This window comes from Planococcus sp. SE5232, from assembly GCF_050686535.1.
Lineage (GTDB): Bacteria > Bacillota > Bacilli > Bacillales_A > Planococcaceae > Planococcus.
The window spans coordinates 68,867-89,333 of sequence record NZ_JBOGCP010000003.1 but is presented as its reverse complement, the minus strand read 5'-3'; the positions used below and the strand labels follow the sequence as shown (position 1 = coordinate 89,333).

At 46.6% G+C, this 20,467-nt stretch carries 18 protein-coding genes; 8 read left to right on the top strand and 10 right to left on the bottom strand.

The window, feature by feature from the left end:
* Positions 1-115: 115 nt before the first annotated feature.
* Positions 116-1,258 carry a glycerate kinase gene (locus ACRC6Q_RS11675; RefSeq protein ID WP_223635796.1) on the top strand — a complete coding sequence of 381 codons (1,143 nt, stop codon included), beginning with the start codon at positions 116-118 and terminating at the stop codon, positions 1,256-1,258.
* A 52-nt stretch (positions 1,259-1,310) separates the two neighbouring features.
* Here the strand turns inward: ACRC6Q_RS11675 and ACRC6Q_RS11670 are convergent, their stop codons facing one another.
* Positions 1,311-1,844 (bottom strand): hypothetical protein, encoded by a 534-nt coding sequence (locus tag ACRC6Q_RS11670; RefSeq protein WP_223635799.1) that lies wholly within the window; start codon positions 1,842-1,844, stop codon positions 1,311-1,313.
* 350 nt (positions 1,845-2,194) lie between these two features.
* Here ACRC6Q_RS11670 and ACRC6Q_RS11665 point away from each other — a divergent pair, with 350 nt between their 5' ends.
* Positions 2,195-3,490, top strand: a complete 1,296-nt coding sequence (locus ACRC6Q_RS11665; protein ID WP_223635803.1) for an MFS transporter — start codon at positions 2,195-2,197, stop codon at positions 3,488-3,490.
* A 64-nt stretch (positions 3,491-3,554) separates the two neighbouring features.
* On the top strand, positions 3,555-3,686 hold the full coding sequence (locus tag ACRC6Q_RS11660; RefSeq protein WP_263298578.1) for a hypothetical protein: 132 nt from the start codon (positions 3,555-3,557) through the stop codon (positions 3,684-3,686).
* 571 nt (positions 3,687-4,257) lie between these two features.
* Here the strand turns inward: ACRC6Q_RS11660 and ACRC6Q_RS11655 are convergent.
* The 5 genes from ACRC6Q_RS11655 to cysK form a co-directional block, all read right to left on the bottom strand.
* Positions 4,258-4,974 carry a 3-ketoacyl-ACP reductase gene (locus ACRC6Q_RS11655; RefSeq protein ID WP_431466585.1) on the bottom strand — a complete coding sequence of 239 codons (717 nt, stop codon included), beginning with the start codon at positions 4,972-4,974 and terminating at the stop codon, positions 4,258-4,260.
* Positions 4,975-5,118: 144 nt separating this feature from the next.
* Complete coding sequence (locus ACRC6Q_RS11650) at positions 5,119-6,108, bottom strand: ABC transporter substrate-binding protein (protein WP_223635809.1); 990 nt, start codon at positions 6,106-6,108, stop codon at positions 5,119-5,121.
* Between the two features lie 66 nt (positions 6,109-6,174).
* Positions 6,175-6,930, bottom strand: a complete 756-nt coding sequence (locus tag ACRC6Q_RS11645) for an ABC transporter permease (RefSeq protein WP_223635812.1) — start codon at positions 6,928-6,930, stop codon at positions 6,175-6,177.
* Positions 6,914-7,702: an ABC transporter ATP-binding protein gene (locus tag ACRC6Q_RS11640; RefSeq protein WP_223635815.1), complete on the bottom strand. Its 789-nt coding sequence runs from the start codon at positions 7,700-7,702 to the stop codon at positions 6,914-6,916. Before ACRC6Q_RS11640 ends, ACRC6Q_RS11645 begins: the two co-directional genes overlap by 17 nt.
* A gap of 266 nt (positions 7,703-7,968) precedes the next feature.
* Positions 7,969-8,889, bottom strand: coding sequence for a cysteine synthase A (gene cysK, locus ACRC6Q_RS11635; RefSeq protein WP_223635818.1), 921 nt, complete (start codon positions 8,887-8,889; stop codon positions 7,969-7,971).
* A 185-nt stretch (positions 8,890-9,074) separates the two neighbouring features.
* On the opposite strand from cysK, the gene ACRC6Q_RS11630 reads away from it, so the two are divergent.
* Complete coding sequence (locus ACRC6Q_RS11630; protein ID WP_223635821.1) at positions 9,075-9,968, top strand: sulfurtransferase; 894 nt, start codon at positions 9,075-9,077, stop codon at positions 9,966-9,968.
* Between the two features lie 179 nt (positions 9,969-10,147).
* Here ACRC6Q_RS11630 and ade read toward each other — a convergent pair whose 3' ends face one another.
* Complete coding sequence (gene ade / locus ACRC6Q_RS11625) at positions 10,148-11,875, bottom strand: adenine deaminase (protein WP_223635824.1); 1,728 nt, start codon at positions 11,873-11,875, stop codon at positions 10,148-10,150.
* 278 nt (positions 11,876-12,153) lie between these two features.
* Here ade and ACRC6Q_RS11620 point away from each other — a divergent pair, with 278 nt between their 5' ends.
* Positions 12,154-13,197: an AbrB family transcriptional regulator gene (locus tag ACRC6Q_RS11620; RefSeq protein ID WP_223635828.1), complete on the top strand. Its 1,044-nt coding sequence runs from the start codon at positions 12,154-12,156 to the stop codon at positions 13,195-13,197.
* 53 nt (positions 13,198-13,250) lie between these two features.
* Here ACRC6Q_RS11620 and ACRC6Q_RS11615 read toward each other — a convergent pair whose 3' ends face one another.
* Together ACRC6Q_RS11615 and ACRC6Q_RS11610 are read right to left on the bottom strand one after the other, a co-directional pair.
* Entirely contained in the window at positions 13,251-14,864 is a 1,614-nt protein-coding gene (locus ACRC6Q_RS11615; RefSeq protein WP_223635831.1) for a glycoside hydrolase family 43 protein, read from the bottom strand.
* Between the two features lie 188 nt (positions 14,865-15,052).
* On the bottom strand, positions 15,053-16,261 hold the full coding sequence (locus ACRC6Q_RS11610; protein WP_223635834.1) for an ROK family transcriptional regulator: 1,209 nt from the start codon (positions 16,259-16,261) through the stop codon (positions 15,053-15,055).
* 333 nt (positions 16,262-16,594) lie between these two features.
* Between ACRC6Q_RS11610 and ACRC6Q_RS11605 the strand changes: the two genes are divergently transcribed.
* From ACRC6Q_RS11605 to ACRC6Q_RS11595, 3 genes are all read left to right on the top strand, one after another.
* The gene (locus ACRC6Q_RS11605) at positions 16,595-17,896 is read left to right on the top strand and encodes an extracellular solute-binding protein (protein ID WP_223635837.1); all 1,302 of its coding nucleotides are present in this window, start codon (positions 16,595-16,597) and stop codon (positions 17,894-17,896) included.
* 97 nt (positions 17,897-17,993) lie between these two features.
* The gene (locus ACRC6Q_RS11600; RefSeq protein ID WP_223635840.1) at positions 17,994-18,872 is read left to right on the top strand and encodes a carbohydrate ABC transporter permease; all 879 of its coding nucleotides are present in this window, start codon (positions 17,994-17,996) and stop codon (positions 18,870-18,872) included.
* Positions 18,873-18,885: 13 nt separating this feature from the next.
* A complete protein-coding gene (locus tag ACRC6Q_RS11595; RefSeq protein ID WP_223635842.1) occupies positions 18,886-19,707 on the top strand; it encodes a carbohydrate ABC transporter permease in 822 nt (273 codons plus the stop codon).
* Between the two features lie 20 nt (positions 19,708-19,727).
* Here the strand turns inward: ACRC6Q_RS11595 and ACRC6Q_RS11590 are convergent, their stop codons facing one another.
* Positions 19,728-20,363, bottom strand: a complete 636-nt coding sequence (locus ACRC6Q_RS11590; protein ID WP_223635845.1) for a YesL family protein — start codon at positions 20,361-20,363, stop codon at positions 19,728-19,730.
* Between the last annotated feature and the right edge of the window lie 104 nt (positions 20,364-20,467).

The following is a 20,467-nucleotide window of genomic DNA, read 5'->3' as shown; positions in this document are numbered from 1 at the left end:
GAGGTAAGGCGGCTATCGCAGATTTTTGCGATAGCCGCTTTTTGCTGTGGAGTGAATTTTAGAGGGATTAGTTCTATAATCTACAATATAGCGCGTTGCATAGGAGGCAGATCCAGTGAAGATTTTGATAGCACCTGATTCATTTAAAGGGAGCATGACAGCGATAGAAGCAGCCAGGGCAATGGCTGAAGGGGTTCAGGAGGCATCTCCAGAAGCAGAGGTGGTTTTACTGCCGGCAGCTGATGGCGGAGAAGGCACATTGGCTACCCTGGTCGCTTCAACTGGTGGAAAAACGATTGGAACAGTAGTGGAAGATCCACTCGGACGGAAAATTACAGCGCAGTATGGCGTACTCGGAGACCAGGAAACCTGCGTGGTGGAGTTGGCAGAGGCATCTGGACTGACTCTACTGGCCGGAGAGGAACGAAACCCGTTGCTTGCTTCAACCTATGGTACCGGTGAACTGATTGCTCGCGCACTGGATGCCGGCTACCGGAAGTTCATCATCGGCCTTGGCGGCAGTGCAACCAATGATGCAGGAATCGGCATGCTTCAGGCATTGGGCATGAAGTTTATAGATGCCAATGGCGTGGAATTGGGCCCTGGAACTGTGGCGCTGAATGGTTTATCGAAGATTGACCCACATGGATTTGATCAACGCATCATGGAAAGCCGGTTTTTGATTGCCAGTGATGTCGAAAATCCTTTGATCGGACCTCTAGGTGCATCAGCCGTCTTTGGGCCGCAAAAAGGGGCGACACCTGAAATGGTGCAGACGCTCGACGCAATCTTAACGAATTTCGCGGATATTGTTGAGCGCTTTACCGGTACAGCGCTGCACCATAAAAAAGGAGCAGGTGCTGCCGGCGGTGCAGGAGGGGCTTTCCAGGCATTCTTTTTAGGAGAGATCAGACGGGGAATTGATGTGGTGCTTGAAGTGATGAATTTTGAAGAGCAGTTGCTTGATGCTGATCTGGTGTTGACAGGAGAAGGAAAAACCGATGTCCAGAGCTTGTCTGGAAAAACGCCGATTGGCATTGCGGAATTGGCCAATCGCCACGGGAAACCGGTCGTCCTAATTTCGGGAATGATCGACGAAACAGACAGAGACCAGCTATCTCCTTATTTTGCAGAAGTCCATGCTGTAGCGGATGATGGAATTTCACCGGAAGAATCCATGGCGAATGCCTATGACTATATGAAAATGAAAACAAGGAATGTGATGGAGAGCTACTTTAAGAAAATCAAACGCCAGTAATCTTAAAAGGTGAATCGGTAAATAATCGATTCACCTTTTTGGATGGTTGCGGTCATTGGTTCAGAACAGGGTGTTCCGTGTAGTCGAAAACGATGTCGGGGAGGATGGAAGGTTCGACATTGCCCCAAATCAATTGGTCGCGCGTTGCTTTGTCCATCCGAAAAGACATGACGCTTTTATCGTTTACATCGTTTTGGGAATCTTCCACAGGAAAAATCCACGAAATGGAGATATCGTTCAATTTGCTGATGTCTGACAAGGGAGCCAGTATAGCTATGGCTTGCTGCCACATAGCCTGTTTTGTTGAAACCATCGTAAATCCTTTATCGGCATTTAAGGCAAGTTCCACATTCCAGCCCTCTGAAACTCGGGAAACCGAAATTCCGTCAATGCGTTTTTTGTCCAGGTTGTTCTTCTCTCCAAGTTGTTGGGTAATGATAGCCTGCAAATCAGCTTTTAGGCTTTTTGCTTCCTGTGATTCGCTCTTCAACAGCCAACCACTCACGGCAATCAAAATGACGAATGCCACGGCTAACCACATCCAACTGGCAGAGCGCTGCAGTTTCTTTTTGTTTGCTTCAGCCATTATTCCAGCCACTCCATTCGGGTCATTGCTGATTTCATTATAAAGAGAAATTTCAATCAGTGGGGGTTTTCTTCATCCCTCACTGATTGTTAGTTGATCCAATCGGACTTTTACGGTCAGTTGATCTCTCGCTTATAGAAGCGGGAGTCTTACTGCCCGTTAAAGCGGGATAAAGGTAGATACGGATATGGAAAAACAGCTTTTAGTGTTCATTAGCCTCTTTTTTTAAAAAGTTCATGGCGACTATATGGAAAACCGTTATACTGAAAAAAGAATATGGATTTATTCTTTGAGCCAATTTTAAAATTATTCAGAAGAAAAATGTAGTTACCATGAAATGAGGAAACGTCATGAGGCAATCTGACAAACAGCAGGCGATGCTGCAAAGCTATATTGAATCACCTGAAAAGGTCAGGGGGCTTTACCGCCGCACCTTATGGATCGTTGTACTGTCACAAATTTTCGGCGGAGCAGGGCTGGCTGCAGGAGTAACGGTCGGCGCACTTCTCGCACAGGACATGCTTGGCACGGATCGCTTCGCCGGTGCTCCGGTTGCTTTGTTTACCCTGGGATCGGCAGCGGCAGCGCTCCTCATCGGCCGGCTGTCCCAACGCTTCAGCCGGCGTACCGGTTTGGCTTCAGGTTTTCTGGCCGGAGGAGTTGGTGCAATTGGAGTAGTGGCCGCGGCCTTATCCGAAAATGTATTTCTGTTGTTTGTGTCCTTGTTGATCTACGGAGCAGGAACCGCCACCAATCTGCAGGCGCGTTATGCAGGCACAGACCTGGCAACTGTAAAACAACGGGGAACGGCCATCAGCATTGCGCTGGTTTCAACGACCTTTGGTGCGTTTGCCGGGCCGAACCTGATCGGTGTTATGGGCCGGTTTGCTGAGTCCATCGGCATTCCGGCTTTAGCGGGCCCTTTTATCTTAGCGGCAGCAGCGTATAGTTTGGCGGGAGTGGTCTTGCTGATTTTCCTGCGTCCCGATCCATTGCTGGTTTCAAAAGCGATAACGGAGCATCAGCAAAGGCTTGAAGTGAACACGCCAGACATGGAACCGCTGGCTGCGGCTTCCATCAATAAAAAAGGCGTCGTGCTCGGGGCAACCGTTATGGTGCTGACCCAATTGATCATGTTTGCGATTATGACGATGACGCCAATTCATATGGGGCATTATGGGCATGATCTTGGAGATGTGGGACTGGTCATCAGCATCCATATAGCGGCGATGTATCTGCCTTCGATCGTCACAGGCGTCCTTGTCGACAAGCTGGGACGTATTGTCATGTCGATAGCAGCCGGGGTGACATTCATGGCTGCTGGAATTGTGGCTGCGCTGGCGCCGAACGATTCCTTGTTTGTGCTGATTGTCGCGCTGGCTCTCCTTGGGCTTGGCTGGAATTTCGGGTTGATCAGCGGAACCACCCTCCTTGTCGATTCGACCCATCCATCTACCCGTGCCAAAACGCAGGGCACTGTTGATGTATTGGTTGCGCTCGCAGGAGCCACAGGCGGCGGGATTTCGGGACTGGTCATGGCACAGTCCAGTTACGCCGTGATGTCTTTGGGCGGCGGATTTCTTGCACTGATCCTGATACCGGTCGTACTTTGGTCTACAAAAAAGACGGTAAAGATGGATGCTTGAATAAGCTGAAATACAGCGTTTTAATTCTGTTTCTTACCTAAACTGAAAAGGGGTTTGTCTATCCATGGGGTTTCTTGTTACAGCCATCTTGCTGGTCTTTCTTTTCGATTTTGTGAAACTGCACAAACAAAACGACAAATTAATCGAACAAAATAAACAGGTGATTGAACTGTTGAAAGAAATAAAGGATAAATAGCCTTGAATAAAGCACTGAAAAAAAGCTCAGTCCACAAAAGTGGACTGAGCTTTTAGCTTGTAGACAAAAGAATATTGATGTCATTTAAAGAATGAACACACACTTCATCATGTTTATACCGGATCCTGCGCTTCAGGCGGACGCTTTCCGCGGGCTCGCGCCGAACTAACTCGGACTAGCGCCCGAGTGGATTTCGGCACTTCGTCGCTCCCGCAGGAGTCGCCGCCTTGTGCTCCGGATCTTTGAGTGAAGGGTTTTCTAGATTTGTTAGGACTATTCTTTCTAGAACAGACTAGCAAGCTTCTCTCTTTGATTGAAGCAATACGCTTCCAAGCGGGCTGGCCACGAAGACTCCTGTGGGACAGCGAAAGCTGAAGACCCCGCAGGAAAGGCATTGGCCGAAATTTGTGAGGTCAAGCCTTTGCGACGAAGCTAGCGCAGCGATGCAGGAGCATGGGTTTTCCAGTGACGAGGAGCCTGAAGCTGAGCCCACGGAAAGCGAAGTGGCCGGACCGGTTGGGGATTATGCACCGCTATACATTTCGATCAGGCTTTTTTTAGAAGTCAACGCTTATGGATTTGTCGACCAAAGACCAGCCGATTTCAATAGAACGCGAGGGTGCAACTTCAATTGTGCAACCATCATTTCAGCAAGGTCTTCCGGCTGTACGACTTTGTCGGGATTGCCATCGGTCAGATTTGCTTCAACTGCCAAATCAGTGGCGACAGTGCTTGGCGTTAAGGCGCTGACGCGGATATTGTGTTTTCTGACTTCCAGCATCAACGATTCCGTCAATCCCATAACGCCGAACTTCGAAGCACTGTAAGCACTTGTGACAGGTGCACCTTTTTGGCCGGCTGTTGATGAAATGTTGATGATATCACCAGCTTGACGCTCGATCATTTGCGGCAGTACAGCGCGGGTCACATAATATACACCCATCAGGTTGGTGTCGATAATTCCTTTAAATTCTTCAGGCGACAATTCGAGGAACTTGCCGAATTTGCCGATACCGGCATTGTTGATCAGAATATCGATGGTGCCAAGTTCAGCTAGTGCATGCTCGACTGCTGCATTGACCGCTTCCGGGTCCGCTACATCAGCCACTGCAAATACTGTTTTGACTCCGTACTGTTCCAACTCCGCTGCAACTTTTTCCAAGTTTTCAGCCGTACGTCCGACCAATCCTACATTTATGCCTTCCGCTGCAAAAGCAATGGCTGTAGCACGGCCAATTCCTCTTCCAGCTCCTGTAATCAACGCATTTTTCCCTGTTAACTTCTGCATGTGAACCGCTCCTTTTAGTGTAAATCTAATCCATTAATCAGTGTAGCAAATTCCAATCGAAAAACCTTGCTCAAAAGCTCAGAGAGAGCAGACCAATAAAAGGACATAAAAAAACAGCAGAAAAAATTTCTGCTGTCGGTTGAATTATTGATCAAGAAATTGCGTATCCGTCAATAACGCAAAATCCGGCTGTTCTTTCAAGAACTTCAAGTCGAACGATGAATCACCGAATGCCTGGATTTCTTCAGGAGCAAGAGCGGTATCAAAAATCATATTCTCCCAAGCCCCATCAATGATGGAGGCTTCCAGCTTCTGGCCAGTGATGTCATCGATGGTGTTGATGGTGATTTCTTTTGCCTGGTCTGGATTTTCAGCGATGAATTTAGTCGCTTCTTTATGTGCGTCAACAATGCCTTGAACCGTTTCCGGATTTTCTTCAATCAACTTGCTTGAAGTCACCAGAACAGAAGCCGGCAATGTCGTGCCGAATGAAATCTCATCCGGTTCGATGATCACTTTTGCGCCTGTGTTTTGCTTCAGTACAGATGCCCAAGGTTCAGGGGCGACGGCAACGTCCACTTTTTCAGTAGCGAACATCGCTTCGTATTGAGCAGGGTTGCCTGTTTGGTGAAGCATCTCGCCGCCGATGCGGTTTGAAGTGATGCCGTGTTCTTTCATGAAGGTTTCAAATTGAACATCATGTGTGCAGCCGACGCGCGGCGTAATGAACGTCTTGCCTGCGAAATCCTCGATGGATTCAATGCCGCTGCCATTTCTCGCCATGACGACTGTACCACCTGAAGCACCGCCGGCAACCATGGTGACATCTGCGCCATTTGTGTAGTTGTTCATTGCGGGACCAGGTCCGACAAGGCCGGCATCGATATCACCGGTTTTCAATGCCGTCATAAAATCCGCGCCATCCGCGAAAGTCACGTATTCAACGGCTGTGCCGTCTTCAAGGTTCTTTTCATATAATTCCTGATCTTTTGCGACCATGGCCGGCACGTGGTCAAGGTTCGGGAAATAGCCGATTGTTACAGAAGATGAATCTTCGCTTGCGTCAGGTGAACCACAAGCTGCCAAAATACCGACCATCGCGACAGGTGCAATAAGTGAAAAAATACGTTTCATAAGATGAATTCCTCCTGTGTGTTGAAATAGTTATTCGTGATATGGCTTTGCTGCAACATTTAATTTTTATGTCTCCAATCCCCACCGCTTGAGGACGTTCTTTTCGATTCGCTGGAAAATCATCAGGTCGACGATTGCACCGACGACGCCGATGATGATCATCACGCCGATGACCAGTGACATATTGCCGAAATCGGATGCATAGCGCAGCGTATACCCGAGTCCGGGGCCGGAACTGAGAAGTTCTCCGGCCATCAACGCCCGCCAGGCAAATGCCCAGGCCAGGCGTGCACCCGTTACGAAATACGGAACAGATGCCGGAATGATCACTTTGATGAACAGATCCAGGCCGTTCGACCCCATGGTCCGTGCAGCTTTGATGAAGAGGGGATCGACGTTCTTGATGCCGGTCCGGACATTCAGGATCATGACGAATGTACCGCCCAAAATGACGACGAAAATGATGGAGCCTTCGCCAAGGCCGAACCACATCATTGCGAGGGGCAGCCAGACGATGCTTGGTACACTTTGTAAGGCGAGCACCAGGGTTCCAAGGGTTTCATCTGCCGTTTTCGAACGTGCCAGCAGAATGCCGATGCCGGTTCCGATGATGACAGCTGCAACCAAACCAATCAGCAGCCTGCGGAAACTCGCGATCAGGTCATAGACCAATGTCAGATCGGCAAATCCGGCCACCAGCGAATCGTAGACGCTGACAGGGGAAGGAAGGATGGTTTCGTGCCACAGTTCAAAGCGGGAACCCAGTTCCCAGAAGACGATGAGCGCGGCGAAAAAAATGATTCGTTTAACTGCCGGCTTCATATGCTTGCTCCTCGTCTATGACTTTATCGATTTCAGTTTTCAAGAGAGCCATGATCTGCTCTTCCAATGCAGCGATTTCCTGCCGGTGCTGTTCACGCGGACGGGGAATATCGACGGTGATGTCGGTCAAGATGGTTCCTGGCCGCGTCCCCATGACGATGATGCGGTCAGACAGTTTGATGGATTCCGAAATGCTATGGGTCACAAAGACGATGGTCTTTTTGGTATCGATCCAGATTTCCTCAAGCTGGCCGTGAAGGCGGCTTCTCGTCTGTTCGTCCAATGCCCCAAACGGTTCGTCCATCAACAAGACGGCAGGATCCATCGCCAATGACCGGGCAATCGATACACGCTGCTGCATGCCTCCGGATAATTCATGGGGATAATGGGAAGGATAATTGCTGAGCTGCACCATTTTCAAGAAATGATGAGCGCGCTCCAGGCCATCTTTTTTGGACATTTCTTTTCGTAAAGGAAACATGACGTTTTCCGTGACATTCATCCACGGAAACAGGGCGGCCTGTTGAAACACCATGCCCCGATCTTTTCCAGGCTTTACGACTTTCTTGCCGTCGACGATGATGACGCCTGAAGTTGAACTGACAAGTCCGGCAATCATCGACAACAAGGTGGATTTCCCACAACCGGAAGGTCCGAGGATGGAAACAAATTCTCCTTTTTGGATTGATAGGTCGATGTCTTTTAATACAGTATTTGGCTTATCATTTTTATCGAAGTACACTTTGTTGATTTTCTTGGCTTCAATGAACATAGTTGGCCACCGGTAATAAAACCTACCTTTCCTATCGGATAATATTATTAAAGTATAGTAGAATGATAAGGATTGTCAAGATGAAGATGCTGAAAAAACAGTTTTTTGCTCGGCGCACCAATATGCCAGCATGGTGAAGGATTTTTGTTCTACTATAGGCTAAGCTATATTCCAAGTGTCTGGAGATGGTTCTAGCAAAAGTAAAATAAAGGCAGACCCTTAAATTTCAGGGTCTGCCTTTATGATAAGGAAGAAATTTCACACTTCTATTCGTCGAATAGGTTCATGCTTAAATACCGTTCACCCGTATCAGGAGCGATGCATAAGACTTTCTTGCCTGTCCCCAGGCGTTTAGCCAGTTCGATTGCTGCGTAGATGGTGGCGCCGGCAGATGGTCCGACGAAAATTCCTTCTTCCCGTGCAACTCTTTTAAAGATGTCGATTGCATCGTCATCATTGATTGCCATAATTTCATCGTATACTTCAGTATTGAGAATATCAGGAATGAATCCTGGGCTGGTACCGACTAATTTATGCTTGCCGGGTTTTCCGCCGGATAGTACAGGAGATCCTTTCGGCTCCACGACCGCAACGTAAAGTTCCGGAAGATGTTCTTTTAAGGTTTCCCCAGTGCCTGTGATGGTGCCCCCGGTTCCGGCAGACGCCACGAATGCATCCAGTTTGCCGTCCATTTGCTCGAGAATTTCCATTGCAGTGGTGGTGCGGTGGATATCTGGATTCGCTTTATTTTCGAATTGTTGAGGGATGAAGCTGTTCGGAATTTCTTTCTGCAGCTCCAGCGCTTTGCTGATTGCACCGGGCATCTTGGCATCGCTTGGTGTCAGCACCACTTCAGAGCCGAATGCCTTCAATAAATTGATGCGTTCTTTCGTGGCGTTATCCGGCAATACCAGGATAGACCGGTAGCCTTTTGCAGCAGCGACCATTGCGAGGCCGATGCCTGTATTGCCGCTTGTCGGTTCAATGATGGTAGCGCCTTTTTGGATCAGTCCTTCTTTTTCTGCTACTTCGATCATGTTGAAGGCAGCACGATCTTTGACACTTTTGGATGGGTTGAACATTTCCAATTTGACGAAGACATCAGCTGCACCTTCTGGAAGGATGCGGTTCAGTTTTACAACCGGCGTATCGCCGATCAATTCGATGATATTATTATATGGTTTCATGTAGGAGACAACCTTTCTCAAGTTATGGAATTTACAGCTTCTTTTTTCTCTCAGCTGAATTTCGGAGCGTTTTCGAACTGGAGTCTTTCAGTTGACGATAGGAAATTCAAACCTTATTGTACTAGTATAACGCATCTTTGTTAATCATATTGGATTTGTAGGCTTAAAAGTGAGGAGCGTATACGATGGAAAAAATACCTTTAATCGTCAGTACAAATTGGTTGGAACAACGTTTGGGAGACTCGGATTTGCGGATTATTGATGCCACGACGTTTATGGATATTCCAGCGGATGGCGGACCGCCTTCCGTTCAGTCTGGAAAAGATTCTTATGAAGAGGGGCATATTCCCGGAGCTGTCTATGCGGATCTGTTGAACGAACTGTCAGACCCGGAGTCGCCATTGCCGTTTATGGCACCACCACGAGATCATTTCATTAAAAAAATGACGGAACTGGGTATAGGGGACGGCCATTATACAGTGATCTACGACCAGGGCGCTTTAGTGGAAAACCCGGTGGTTGCTGCCTACTGGGCTTCACGCTTGGCTTGGCAGATGCATTATGAGGGCTATGAAAATGTAGCGATTCTAGACGGTGGCTTGCCGAAGTGGAAAGAGGAGAACCGGCCGTTGACAGCTGTTCCGGGCAACTATTCGCCTGCCACTTTCACTGGGCACCGCCGGCCGGAACTGCTTGCCACCAAAGAAGACGTACGTCAGGCAATGAATGACGACAATGTCATCCTGATCAATAGCCTGTCACCGGAGGATTTCAGAGGGGAGTCTGATACTTACCCAAGAAAAGGCCATATCCCAAGCAGCGTCAATGTCTTTTTCGGCCTCCACGCCGATCAGCAAACCAAGAAAATACATGACGATGCTGAGCTTCGTGAACCTTTTGAGAAGATTGGGGCACTGGATCCGGACAAGAAAGTCATCACTTACTGTGGCGGTGGAATTGCCGCTACCTGGAACGCATTGCTGCTCAATAAACTCGGACAGAAAAACGTCGCTGTCTACGACGGTTCGATGAACGAATGGGCGAGCGACCCATCCTGCCCGCTGGTGACAGGAGAATGACCAAAAGACCGCATTGCCTCTAAAAGGCGATGCGGTCTTTTATCGTTTACCGATATAATGGGCATTTATGGATAGTAAGATCTATACAAGTTGAACCAATGAATTGCTTTTTAAACTCATTATTAGTGAAGAAATGAAAAAAGTGCTCTAAGCGGATGCTTTCCGTGGACGAATCTTCCTTATTCTTCGACAGCTGCCACTGGGATGTGCTGGAAGCTTGCTACATCGAACAAGCCGCAATCGGTTAACTTCAATTTTGGGATAACCGGCAACGATAAAAAAGAAAGCGTTAAAAAGGCGTTGAAATGGGAGGGAGCTCCGATCAGCTCAAGACTTTCATCGAGCTCCTTGAGCTGTTCAAATACGACGTCGAACGGTTCTTCCGACATCAGGCCTGCAATGGCAAGAGGAAGGCTGGCTAAAACTTTCCCATCCTGGACAATCACCAATCCGCCTTTCAGGCTTTGCAAAGCTTCCGCTGCCGTTTGAATGTCGCTGTCTGTTGTTCCAACAGCGATAATATTATGTGAATCATGGGCAACGGTAGTCGCGATGGCGCCGTTTTTCAGGTCAAGGCCATGAACGATGCCAAGGCCGATATTGCCGGTTGCGCGGTGGCGCTCAATCACCGCAATCTTCAATAGATCCTTTTCTGTATCCGATTCAAACAAACCATCGACTACAGGAGCTTCTTCAATCAAATGTTCCGTGATGAGATTATTTGGGTTGATGCCGATGATGTGCGCTTTTGTGCTGCCGTTCGCGGGGATTTGAAAGCTGTCCTTGGAAAGCTTTGCGATACTTACGGTATCCTGGACTGTTGCTATGTCACTTTTTTGCTGGAGGGGTCCCACGTATTGGCCGTTTTGCGCCGCCAACTGCCCACTTTTATAAACTTCTGCGATTGTCAATTCCTCTAAATTGTCGAGCAGCAGGAAATCCGCAACATAACCTGGTGCGATGGCGCCTTTTTGGTGCAGTCCGAAGCATTGTGCGGCATTGATGCTGGCCATGGAAATAGCGGTTATCGGATGGACGCCCTGCTTAATGGCAGTCCGCACATTATAATCGACACTGCCTTCTTCGATCAAATCATCCAAATGTTTGTCATCTGTACAGAACAAGCAGCGGTGGGCGTTCTGGTCTGTTACACCTTCGAGCAGAGCCAGGAGGTTTTTTGCGACGGACCCCTCGCGAAGCATCACGTACATGCCCCGTTCCAAACGCATCATCATTTCTTCTTTTGTGACACATTCATGATCCGTCAAGATGCCGGCAGTTCCATAGACATTGATGTCGTTTTCAGTGAGGCCGGCCGCATGCCCGTCAATTTGCCGGTTCAGCAGCAGTTTATCAAGCATGGCATCATCTCCGCGCAGAACAGCTGGGAAGTCCATGACTTCAGCGAGCCCCAAAACCCCATCGCGGAGCAGGAAAGGCGTCAGGTCTTCAGCGGCCAGGCAGGCACCTGCATTTTCAAAGGAAGTCGCCGGCACACAGGAAGGCAGCATAAGTTGGATATCGAGCAATGTTGCTTCAGCATCCTTCAGCATAAATTCCAGTCCATGAGTTCCACTGACATTTGCAATTTCATGTGGATCGGCAATGACTGTTGTGACGCCATGCGGCAGGACCACTTGTGAGAACTGCTGCGGTGTCACCATCGAAGATTCGATATGGACATGGGCATCGATTAAACCCGGAGCCATAAACTTTCCAGTGGCATCGATTTCCTTGAGGCCTTGATAATCACCGATGCCGACAATTATCCCATCGCTGATAGCTACATCGCCAGTAGTGAGGGTCTTTGTGAATACATTGACGATTGACGCATTGCGGATCACCAAATCGGCTTTTCTTTGTTTATTGGCGACATCTATCCGGTTTTTTAATTGTGCTTTAGTCATTGTTATTCAGGCTCCTTTAAAGGGATTTTGGATTTCATTAATGGAAGGGAAGTTATTGACGAGCTGAACTTTGCTTCATTTTACATGAGATAGTTGATAAGCTCTAGCGAAAAGTGGGAGGGAAAAGTTCTTGGCTAGAAGGCTGGAAGCTGTATGAAAAATGCAGCTTGGATGCTGTTAAGTGCATAAAGATTTTATTTTATCGGCAGAAGAGATTATAATAAGGAAATCACTTAGCGAATTTCCAGAAAGAAGATGACGATATGAGGAATCACCCGATGGCAAAAGCTTTTGCAGTCGGTTTGGCAGGTGCTGGGCTGTTTGTTGCAGCAGGAGCGCCGATGCCTTGGCTGTTGGGTCCTTTGTTTGCGGTTTTGCTGGTGCAATTGTTTACACCGGTTTCACTGAAATGGCATTCCGGTTACCGCAATGGCGGATTGGTTGTGGCAGGGTATGTCATCGGATATGCCTTCACTCTTGAAGCTTTGCAGGGGATGAAACAATATTTTTGGGCGATGGTACTGATCAATATCGCATTTTTTATCCTTTTCATGTTCATCAGTTCATTGATGGCTTCACGGACAAAAGTTGATCAGGCAACCGCGATGACCTGCTGCGTTCCGGGGGGGTTGTCTCAAATCATCACGTTTGCGGAAGAACAGAAAACCATCGATTTGACGGCAGTCACTTTTTACCATGTTCTTCGCGTGCTGCTGATTGTTGCCATCGTGCCATTTATTGTGGCAAATGGAGGATCAGCCCATGTGGAAGAACTGGGGCAGGGAGATTACTCCCTGCAATTAATCGGATTGTTGGGGCTGTGTTACGGAGCTGGGATGCTGGCGCAGAAAATGAAGGTGCCGACGGCTTTTTTGCTGGGACCAGTCTTTCTGATTATGGCCTTTAATCTCGTTGGTGTACCTATGCCGATCATGCCAGGTTCTTTTCTGCACATCGCGCAATTATTCATCGGCATTTACATCGGGCTGTTGCTGAAAAAAGAAGATTTGAAATTGACGAAGCGAATGATTTTCTATTCGTTCTTTTCAAGCGCAGTGTTGATCGCCTTTGCCTATGGGCTCAGCTTTGTTCTTCAGGACCTCTACGGCCTTAGTTTTTCAACCAGCTTCCTGAGTTTGGTGCCAGGGGGGCTTGATCAGATGGGACTCATTGCAGCCTCGGTTCATGCAGACGTCACCGTCGTAACTGCTTTTCAATTGTTCCGGATTTTGTTTTTATCGGTGTTGGTTGTGCCATTTGTTAAACTAGTGGTGGGCCGCAGTGAGCAAAGGAAAAAAGTAGTTGAGGAAAATATAAGATAGGGCAAAAAGCAACCAGGGACTCTTTTGTCCCTGGCTGCTTTTTTGCTGTAGCATTATTCGGTTGTTTCCTTATAGATGAAATAGTCGAAATCAGCTGGCTGCTGTTGTCCTGACAGATCCTGGCATTGCATGCCGACAAATGCACCAGTGAAGAAACCGCCGCCTTGGATATAGTCATCCGAAAGTTTATGGGATTCAAACTTGATCGGAAGCGTGTGCCAGTTCTCTCCGTCAAAGGAGTAAGAGTACAGGTAAGTTGTCGTTTGTACTTCCACACGCATCCAAACAGATTCCACATGCTCAGGAATGCTGATTTCCTCTCCTTGGAGCGGCTGTGCGAAGGAGAAGTTATCGCACACTGTAAGTTCAAGAATGCGTCCCTTTTCTTCATGCCAGGAAATCTGGAGAGCTGTCCAGTTTTCGGTGTTGTAATAATTTACGAGTCCGGCTCCCTGCTGGAAAGTAGTGGGCTGGAAAGCAACTTTTGTTTCGGCGATAAAATTAAAATGCTGCCAGCGTCTTGCAACGAACGCCTGCGTGAACTTGGACGTCAGCGATTCACGCCCGTATAGACGGAGATGTCCAGGGCTGTCTGTTAAAGACGCGATTTCTTCGCCAAGCGGAATGCGGAGTGTCTGAAAATGGCTGTTCAATTCTACAGAATCAAACTCATCTTTTTCAGGGAAATCTGCTGGCCATTGGACTTCTTCAATCGCCGGACCTTCAATTTTTGAAGAAGGCTGGTTGCCTCCGATAACATAAGGCCAATCATCTTTCCATTCCAGACGTTGGATGGCAGTTTCCCTGCCAAGCGGACAAAAACCTCGCGGATCCAATAAAGCTTGGTCTTCCTGAGGCAAGGGACGTCCAGTTAAATGCACCAGGAACCATTCATCTGTATGAGTTTGGACCATCGAAGCATGTCCGGCTTTCTGAAGTGGAATTCTTGGATAGGGCCATGAGGTAATCAATGGATTTTCAGGATGGACTTCATACGGTCCGTCGATCTGGCGAGAGCGGGCGATTGTTGCCTGATGATCGTATTTGGTTCCGCCTTCTGCTGTCAGCAGGTAGTAATACTCGCCGATCTTGTAAAGATGCGGCGCTTCGGTCAGTTTGATGTCAGTGCCTTTAAAGATGATTTTGGAGTCGCCGATGAGTTTGCGTGTGGCCGGATCGAATTCCTGCAGGACGATGCCGTAAAAAGGATGATGCCCGACACGGTGGTCCCAGTACATATTGACAAAGTATTTTTTGCCGGATTCATCATGAAAGAGGGAAGGGTCGAATCCAGAGCTGTTCAGGTAAGACGGCTCTGACCATTCCCCGTCGATGGTTTCACAGGTCACTAAATAATTGTGGCAGTCTTTCCATTGGCCTTCCGTCACTTTCACGTCCGTAAAAATCAGCCAAAACTGCCCATCACTGTATGACAGGGCAGGAGCCCAAACGCCTCCGGAATTCGGGTTTCCGGACATATTCAATTGACTCAACCGATTCAAGGGACGTGAGATCAACCGCCAGTTCTTCAAGTCTTTGGAGTGATAGATTCCTACTCCTGGAAACCATTCGAAGGTAGAAACAGCAATGTAGTAATCTTCTCCTACACGGCAAATAGATGGGTCGGGATTAAAACCTGGCAAAATCGGATTTTGGATCATCGTCATTGTTCTTCATCCTCCATTCAGATATGTAAGTGCTTACAAATTTCGTTTTTTCAACTTCCAATCGATCATACCGCACTTAGTCTATTGAGTAAACTAAGTTTTTTGAAATAGCTTAAAATATAATTAGAAAAAGCTGGTATCCGCAAATGGGATATCAGCGAGACCTACTAGCTGGAAGCGTCTATTTTCTAAGCCTTCAAGCTTGTTTTCTGTTGCATACTGACACTGAGGAAGTTTTCAATGGAAAAGGCGGCTGCCCCCAAAGCGCTTGAGAAAGTGCTCAGTTCAGAGAAGCAGATGGTCAAATCATTTTGCTGGAACCATAAAGCCTGATTCGATACCCGATCCGTTAAGGTTTTAGTTAGCCACTTAGAAGAAGACGCCATTCGGTTGCCGATTATCACTTGCTGGGGATTAAAGCTGTTGATGATGTTATTGATGCCGACACCCAGGTAATCACCGGCTTGTTCGAATAGAGCTATCACTTTTGGGTCGCCCTGCTCGGCAAGCACCATAAGATCGCTCAGCTCCAATTCTTTTCCTGAATGGGAGAAAATGTTCATTTTTTCTGCGGCTGTCAGCAAAGCCTGTTCAGAAGCAAATAGTTCCCAACAGCCCTTATTGCCGCAACGGCAAGTAGGGCCATTCACTTGAATCGTCATATGGCCGAGTTCACCCGAAAAGCCATTTGAGCCTTTATACAAAGCGCCATTCAATATCAACCCAACACCGATACCGATTCCGGCACTGACGTAGATGATATGCTCGGAATCTTTTCCGGCACCGAACCTCTTTTCTCCATATGCACCCGCATTCGCTTCGTTTTCAATGATGATCGGCAACTGGTAGCGGTTTTCGAGAACCAGCTTCAAGTTTAAGTTCTTCCATTTTAAGTTGGGGGCAAGCAGGATTTCGCCATTATTGTCAACGATGCCCGGCACACCCACACCGATGCCGATGATGCCGTGAGGGCTAGGCGGAGCAGACTCCGTCAAATGATCGATGGTATTGAATAACTGTTTTTCAATTTCTTCATAGGACAAATTCTTAAAAGTAACTTCTTTTTCTATGCAGATATTGCCGTTCAAATCCGTCAGCACACCCAGGAGGTAATTCACTCCAATATCAATTCCGATAGAGTAACCGGCTTTTTCATTGAAAAGCAGCATGACCGGGCGCCTTCCGCCACTGGATTTTCCTGGACCCGATTCATAGATCAACTGATCATCCAATAAGTCATTCACCAGGGAAGAGACCGTGCCTTTATTTAAACCGACTTCCTGAGCCACTGCTGCTCTTGAGATAGGGGAATGGTTTATAATTTTTTTCAGTACCAGGGATTTATTGCCCTCTTTTACTACGTGATGGTTCCAGGTCTTGTTTTCTCCAATGTTCATGACAAGCAACTCCTTCTACTGAAATCTTGCTTTCTATCAACTTTCAAAATCGACCTTTGAAAATTTTCTGTACAAACGTCCAAGCTGTGGAGGAGAAGTGGAAGAGACATTTATCTGGGGACTTCTCGTACGGTAATTTTCAAAACCCTCTAGTTAATAGTGTAACGCCATTTTTAAGATTTGGGTAAAAAAACCTCATTCGTTTGGAATTTTATCACGAAAATAAAACTTTGTTTAGCCACTAGACTAACAATATTTATTTTGCTACAATGAAACCGCATACAACAATCTGAAAATTGTTGTAATAATAAAATTTGCAAGGGGGAGAACAATATGGGGAAGAAGAAAACGCTTACACTTCTATCGTCCGCTTTGGCTTTAACAATGTTATTAACAGGTTGCTCAGATTCCGAGGAAGCAGGGGAAGCATCAGGGGCAGCAGAAAAAGAAATAAAGTTCATGCATTTATGGCCTGAGGGCAGTTCTAAAAAACATTTTGATGTGGTAAATGAAATTATCGCTGAATACGAAGCAGAGAATGAAGGGGTTTCCGTTGACCTTGAAGTATTGAGCAATGAACAATATAAAGATAAGTTGAGAGTACTCTCCACGTCCGGGGATCTTCCGGATGTCGGGTTGACATGGGCAGCAGGATTTTTGGAGCCTTATGTGGGCGGCAATATGTTTGCGCCACTGGATGATGTAATCGAAGAAGACTTGAGCGATGCATTTGTATCGGGGACTACGGAAGCCTATGCCATGGATGGTTCGACTTATGGTTTGCCTTTAGAATTGAATATCGTTTCTTTATACTATAACAAAGCGATGTTTGAAGAGCAGGGAATCACACCGCCCGAGACTTATGAAGAACTTGAGACGGCTGTAAAAGAATTCAATGACGCCGGTATCCAACCGATCGCTTTAGGAAACCGGGATTCTTGGACAGGATCTATGTGGTATATGTATCTGGCTGACCGTATCGGCGGCGCGGATGTATTGAACAAAGCGATTGACCGCTCGGGTTCTTTTGAAGATCCGGCTTTGGTCGAAGCGGCTGCGAAAACGCAGGAATTGGTCGACATGGGTGCTTTCGTCAATGGTTTTAACGGACTTGCTGACGAAGAGGCAAAATCCATGTTCATGAGTGGACAGGCGCCGATGTACTTGATCGCGACTTGGGATCTTCCAAACTTCACGACAAACGAAAGCGTACCGCAAGAATTCAGAGATTCAATCGGCTACCTTAACTTCCCGACTGTCGAAGGACAAGGGGATATGAGCAGTTTTGTCGGTGGTCCTGGAGTTGGATTATTCGTTGCGGAAGAATCCGAAGTAAAAGAAGAAGCGAAAGATTTCGCATCTTATTTTGTTAAGGCATGGGGAGAAGAAGCTGTGACTAAAGCGGGAGTAATTCCTGCCACTAAAGTAGACGCCGCGTCATTGGACCTGCCTGAAATGTATGTAGATATTCTGAATGAATTGAATGGTGCTACAAACATCACGTTGTTCGCAGATGTTCAAATGAGCCCGGACGTGGCTCAAGTACATTTGGACTCTATTCAAGCCCTTTTCGGCAATCAAATAACTCCGGAAGAGTTTGCTAAGAATCACGAAGAAGCCCTTTCAAAAGAATAAGTGATACTTCCAAAAGAAAAATCTAATTAAAAAGAGGGGGCATATCCAACACTGTGGATTGTCCCCTTGTATTTTCTAGGATATGGGGTTGAATGGTATGAATAAAGTAATGTCGAATAAGTTCTATATCGCTTTTTATATTGCGCCAGCACTTCTTCTACTGCTGATCCTCGTTTTCATCCCCTTAGTCTTATCAGGGTATTATGGCTTGATGGATTGGGACGGCATAGGAGAGAAAACCTTTATCGGTTTAGAAAATTACATCACTGGAATTCAGGATAAGCTGTTCTGGAACAGCGCGTTCCATTCATTTTTATTGGCGATTTTTTCTACCTTAAGTTTAGTCATTTACTTGACGGTCTCTTTTATATTGGCTTCAAAGATTAAAGGAGCAGATTTACTGCGCAAAATTTACCTGATTCCCATGTTGTTGTCTTCAGTTGCCATTGCCCAGCTATGGGTTAAAATCTACAATCCATCAAATGGTATTCTGAATGTCTTCCTGATGAGCATCGGCGTGGAAAATCCACCATTATGGTTAGCAAATCCTTCGATTGTGTTGTTTGCCATATTCGTTCCGATTTTATGGCAGTATGCAGGTTTCTACATATTGATCTATTATGCAGCTCTGAAGAATATTCCTGAATCACTGATAGAAGCTGCAAGGATTGATGGAGCATCCGCTTTCCAGATTGCCACACGCATCAAGCTGCCGTTGATCAAAGAAGTGGTCAGCGTAACGATTGTCCTGGCAATCGTCGGATCTCTTAAATATTTCGATTTGATCTACGTAATGACTGCCGGGGGGCCAAACGGAGCCAGTGAAGTTATGGCTTCTTATATGTACAAACTTGCTTTTTCGAATTATAACTTCGGTTACGGGAGTGCCATCGGCTTCCTGTTATTGATCATTACTTTGATCGTTACACTTATTGTACGGAAACTGACAGAAACTAAAGATAAACTCGAATATTAGAGGAGGCATGAAAATGGGCCGCATTGGTTATTTCTTTCTGTACCTGGCATTGATCATCGTAGGGCTATTTCAAATCTTGCCGTTGATCTGGCTGTTCCTATTCTCCTTAAAAGATAATAATGAGATCTTCGCGGGTTCGCCGTTTGCGCTGCCTTCGGAATTCAGATGGGAGAATTACGCGAAAGTCTGGGATGGCGGCATCGGTACTTATTTCTTCAACAGTGTCTGGATTACGATCCTTGCCATCATTTTAACCGTCCTTTTTGCAAGCATGGCGGCTTTCGCGATTACAAGGTTAAAGTGGAAATTGAGTGGACTGGTGCTTGGGTTGTTCATGGTTGGATTAATGATTCCGATTCATTCCGCCCTGATTCCGCTGTACAGCATGTTCTTAAGTGTCGACATGATCGACAATCCGTTTTCCATTGTCATCACCTACACGGCATATAATCTGCCCATCACATTGATGATTCTGCTCGGCTTCTACTATACGCTGCCGCATGAAATTGAAGAAGCGGCCGTGATTGACGGCTGCTCGATCCACCGCATGTTTTTCCGGATTATCCTGCCGATGACAACACCGATTTTAGCAACGACTGTCGTCATCAACATGATCTATAACTGGAACGAATTCGTATTCGTCAATACCTTCATCAGCTCCGAAAAATACAAGACGCTGACAGTGGGTATCCAAAATTTCATTGGCCAATACATGACGGATTGGGGAGCAATCGGCGCAACTTTAGTCATCAGTGTCTTGCCGATCATCGTGGCTTTCATCTTTTTCAGCAATAAAGTAGTCGAAGGCATTTCATCAAGTGCCGTAAAAGGGTAAATTCAAAAAAGCTTCACACCTTAAGGAAGAGATTCCTCTGGGTGTGAAGCTTTTTTATGGGTTTTCCCGATTGCGTGCATAGCCATCCAGGTCGTAAGAAAAGCATATAAACTGCCGCCGAATATAAATGCCAGAGCTGGAAACAGTCTCATGATGAAGAACAACGGAACTAGACAGAGCACAATGACAGCAGTAGCGGGTGGATTGACAAGCATTAGCAGAAATGCGTTTTTAATGACCGAAGGCACCTTAATGTCGTAGTGGACGAAGGCCGGGAATAGATAAAAAAGGAAGAACGTGAATATCAGCATAAATGCAAACAAAGGAATGTATGTCCAATCCACTTGTTCGTTCGGACTTGCTTGGATATAGAAAATATCCAAAGCGATAAACAATAGGATCACAGATACGAAGAATCCAAGGAAATTACTTTTTAAAAAATCTTTCTTATAAAATTCCCAAAAAGAATTAAAGAGAGGCAGATCGGTATTTCCCTTCAGCCATTCACGGCATATGGCAAACATGGAAGTGGTGGCAGGATAAAAACCGAACAGGACGCCTCCCAGCAGGGAAAACAACACCCATAGGAGATTCAAGTAAGCAAAGCGGGTGATCCATTCCAAACCAAGATAAATATAGCTGCTTGTGTTATTCATTGGTGACCGCCTTTATCGCAGATTTTCGTAATTGATAAAATCATATCCTACTCATCAGAAAAAATCATTACACGGGAATCAAATACTTTGTTTAATCAATAGAC

What these genes read in the sequence shown, in the direction of transcription:
- ACRC6Q_RS11610 (WP_223635834.1), bottom strand. Translation starts at nt 16,261, where the DNA reads ATGAACATTGGAGAAAACAAGACCTGGAACCATCACGTAGTAAAAGAG.
- ACRC6Q_RS11655 (WP_431466585.1), bottom strand. Translation starts at nt 4,974, where the DNA reads ATGCAGAAGTTAACAGGGAAAAATGCGTTGATTACAGGAGCTGGAAGA.
- ACRC6Q_RS11650 (WP_223635809.1), bottom strand. Translation starts at nt 6,108, where the DNA reads ATGAAACGTATTTTTTCACTTATTGCACCTGTCGCGATGGTCGGTATT.
- ACRC6Q_RS11665 (WP_223635803.1), top strand. Translation starts at nt 2,195, where the DNA reads ATGAGGCAATCTGACAAACAGCAGGCGATGCTGCAAAGCTATATTGAA.
- ACRC6Q_RS11640 (WP_223635815.1), bottom strand. Translation starts at nt 7,702, where the DNA reads ATGTTCATTGAAGCCAAGAAAATCAACAAAGTGTACTTCGATAAAAAT.
- cysK (WP_223635818.1), bottom strand. Translation starts at nt 8,889, where the DNA reads ATGAAACCATATAATAATATCATCGAATTGATCGGCGATACGCCGGTT.
- ACRC6Q_RS11660 (WP_263298578.1), top strand. Translation starts at nt 3,555, where the DNA reads ATGGGGTTTCTTGTTACAGCCATCTTGCTGGTCTTTCTTTTCGATTTT.
- ACRC6Q_RS11590 (WP_223635845.1), bottom strand. Translation starts at nt 20,363, where the DNA reads ATGAATAACACAAGCAGCTATATTTATCTTGGTTTGGAATGGATCACC.
- ACRC6Q_RS11615 (WP_223635831.1), bottom strand. Translation starts at nt 14,864, where the DNA reads ATGACGATGATCCAAAATCCGATTTTGCCAGGTTTTAATCCCGACCCA.
- ACRC6Q_RS11645 (WP_223635812.1), bottom strand. Translation starts at nt 6,930, where the DNA reads ATGAAGCCGGCAGTTAAACGAATCATTTTTTTCGCCGCGCTCATCGTC.
- ACRC6Q_RS11670 (WP_223635799.1), bottom strand. Translation starts at nt 1,844, where the DNA reads ATGGCTGAAGCAAACAAAAAGAAACTGCAGCGCTCTGCCAGTTGGATG.
- ade (WP_223635824.1), bottom strand. Translation starts at nt 11,875, where the DNA reads ATGACTAAAGCACAATTAAAAAACCGGATAGATGTCGCCAATAAACAA.
- ACRC6Q_RS11600 (WP_223635840.1), top strand. Translation starts at nt 17,994, where the DNA reads ATGAATAAAGTAATGTCGAATAAGTTCTATATCGCTTTTTATATTGCG.
- ACRC6Q_RS11630 (WP_223635821.1), top strand. Translation starts at nt 9,075, where the DNA reads ATGGAAAAAATACCTTTAATCGTCAGTACAAATTGGTTGGAACAACGT.
- ACRC6Q_RS11620 (WP_223635828.1), top strand. Translation starts at nt 12,154, where the DNA reads ATGGCAAAAGCTTTTGCAGTCGGTTTGGCAGGTGCTGGGCTGTTTGTT.
- ACRC6Q_RS11595 (WP_223635842.1), top strand. Translation starts at nt 18,886, where the DNA reads ATGGGCCGCATTGGTTATTTCTTTCTGTACCTGGCATTGATCATCGTA.
- ACRC6Q_RS11605 (WP_223635837.1), top strand. Translation starts at nt 16,595, where the DNA reads ATGGGGAAGAAGAAAACGCTTACACTTCTATCGTCCGCTTTGGCTTTA.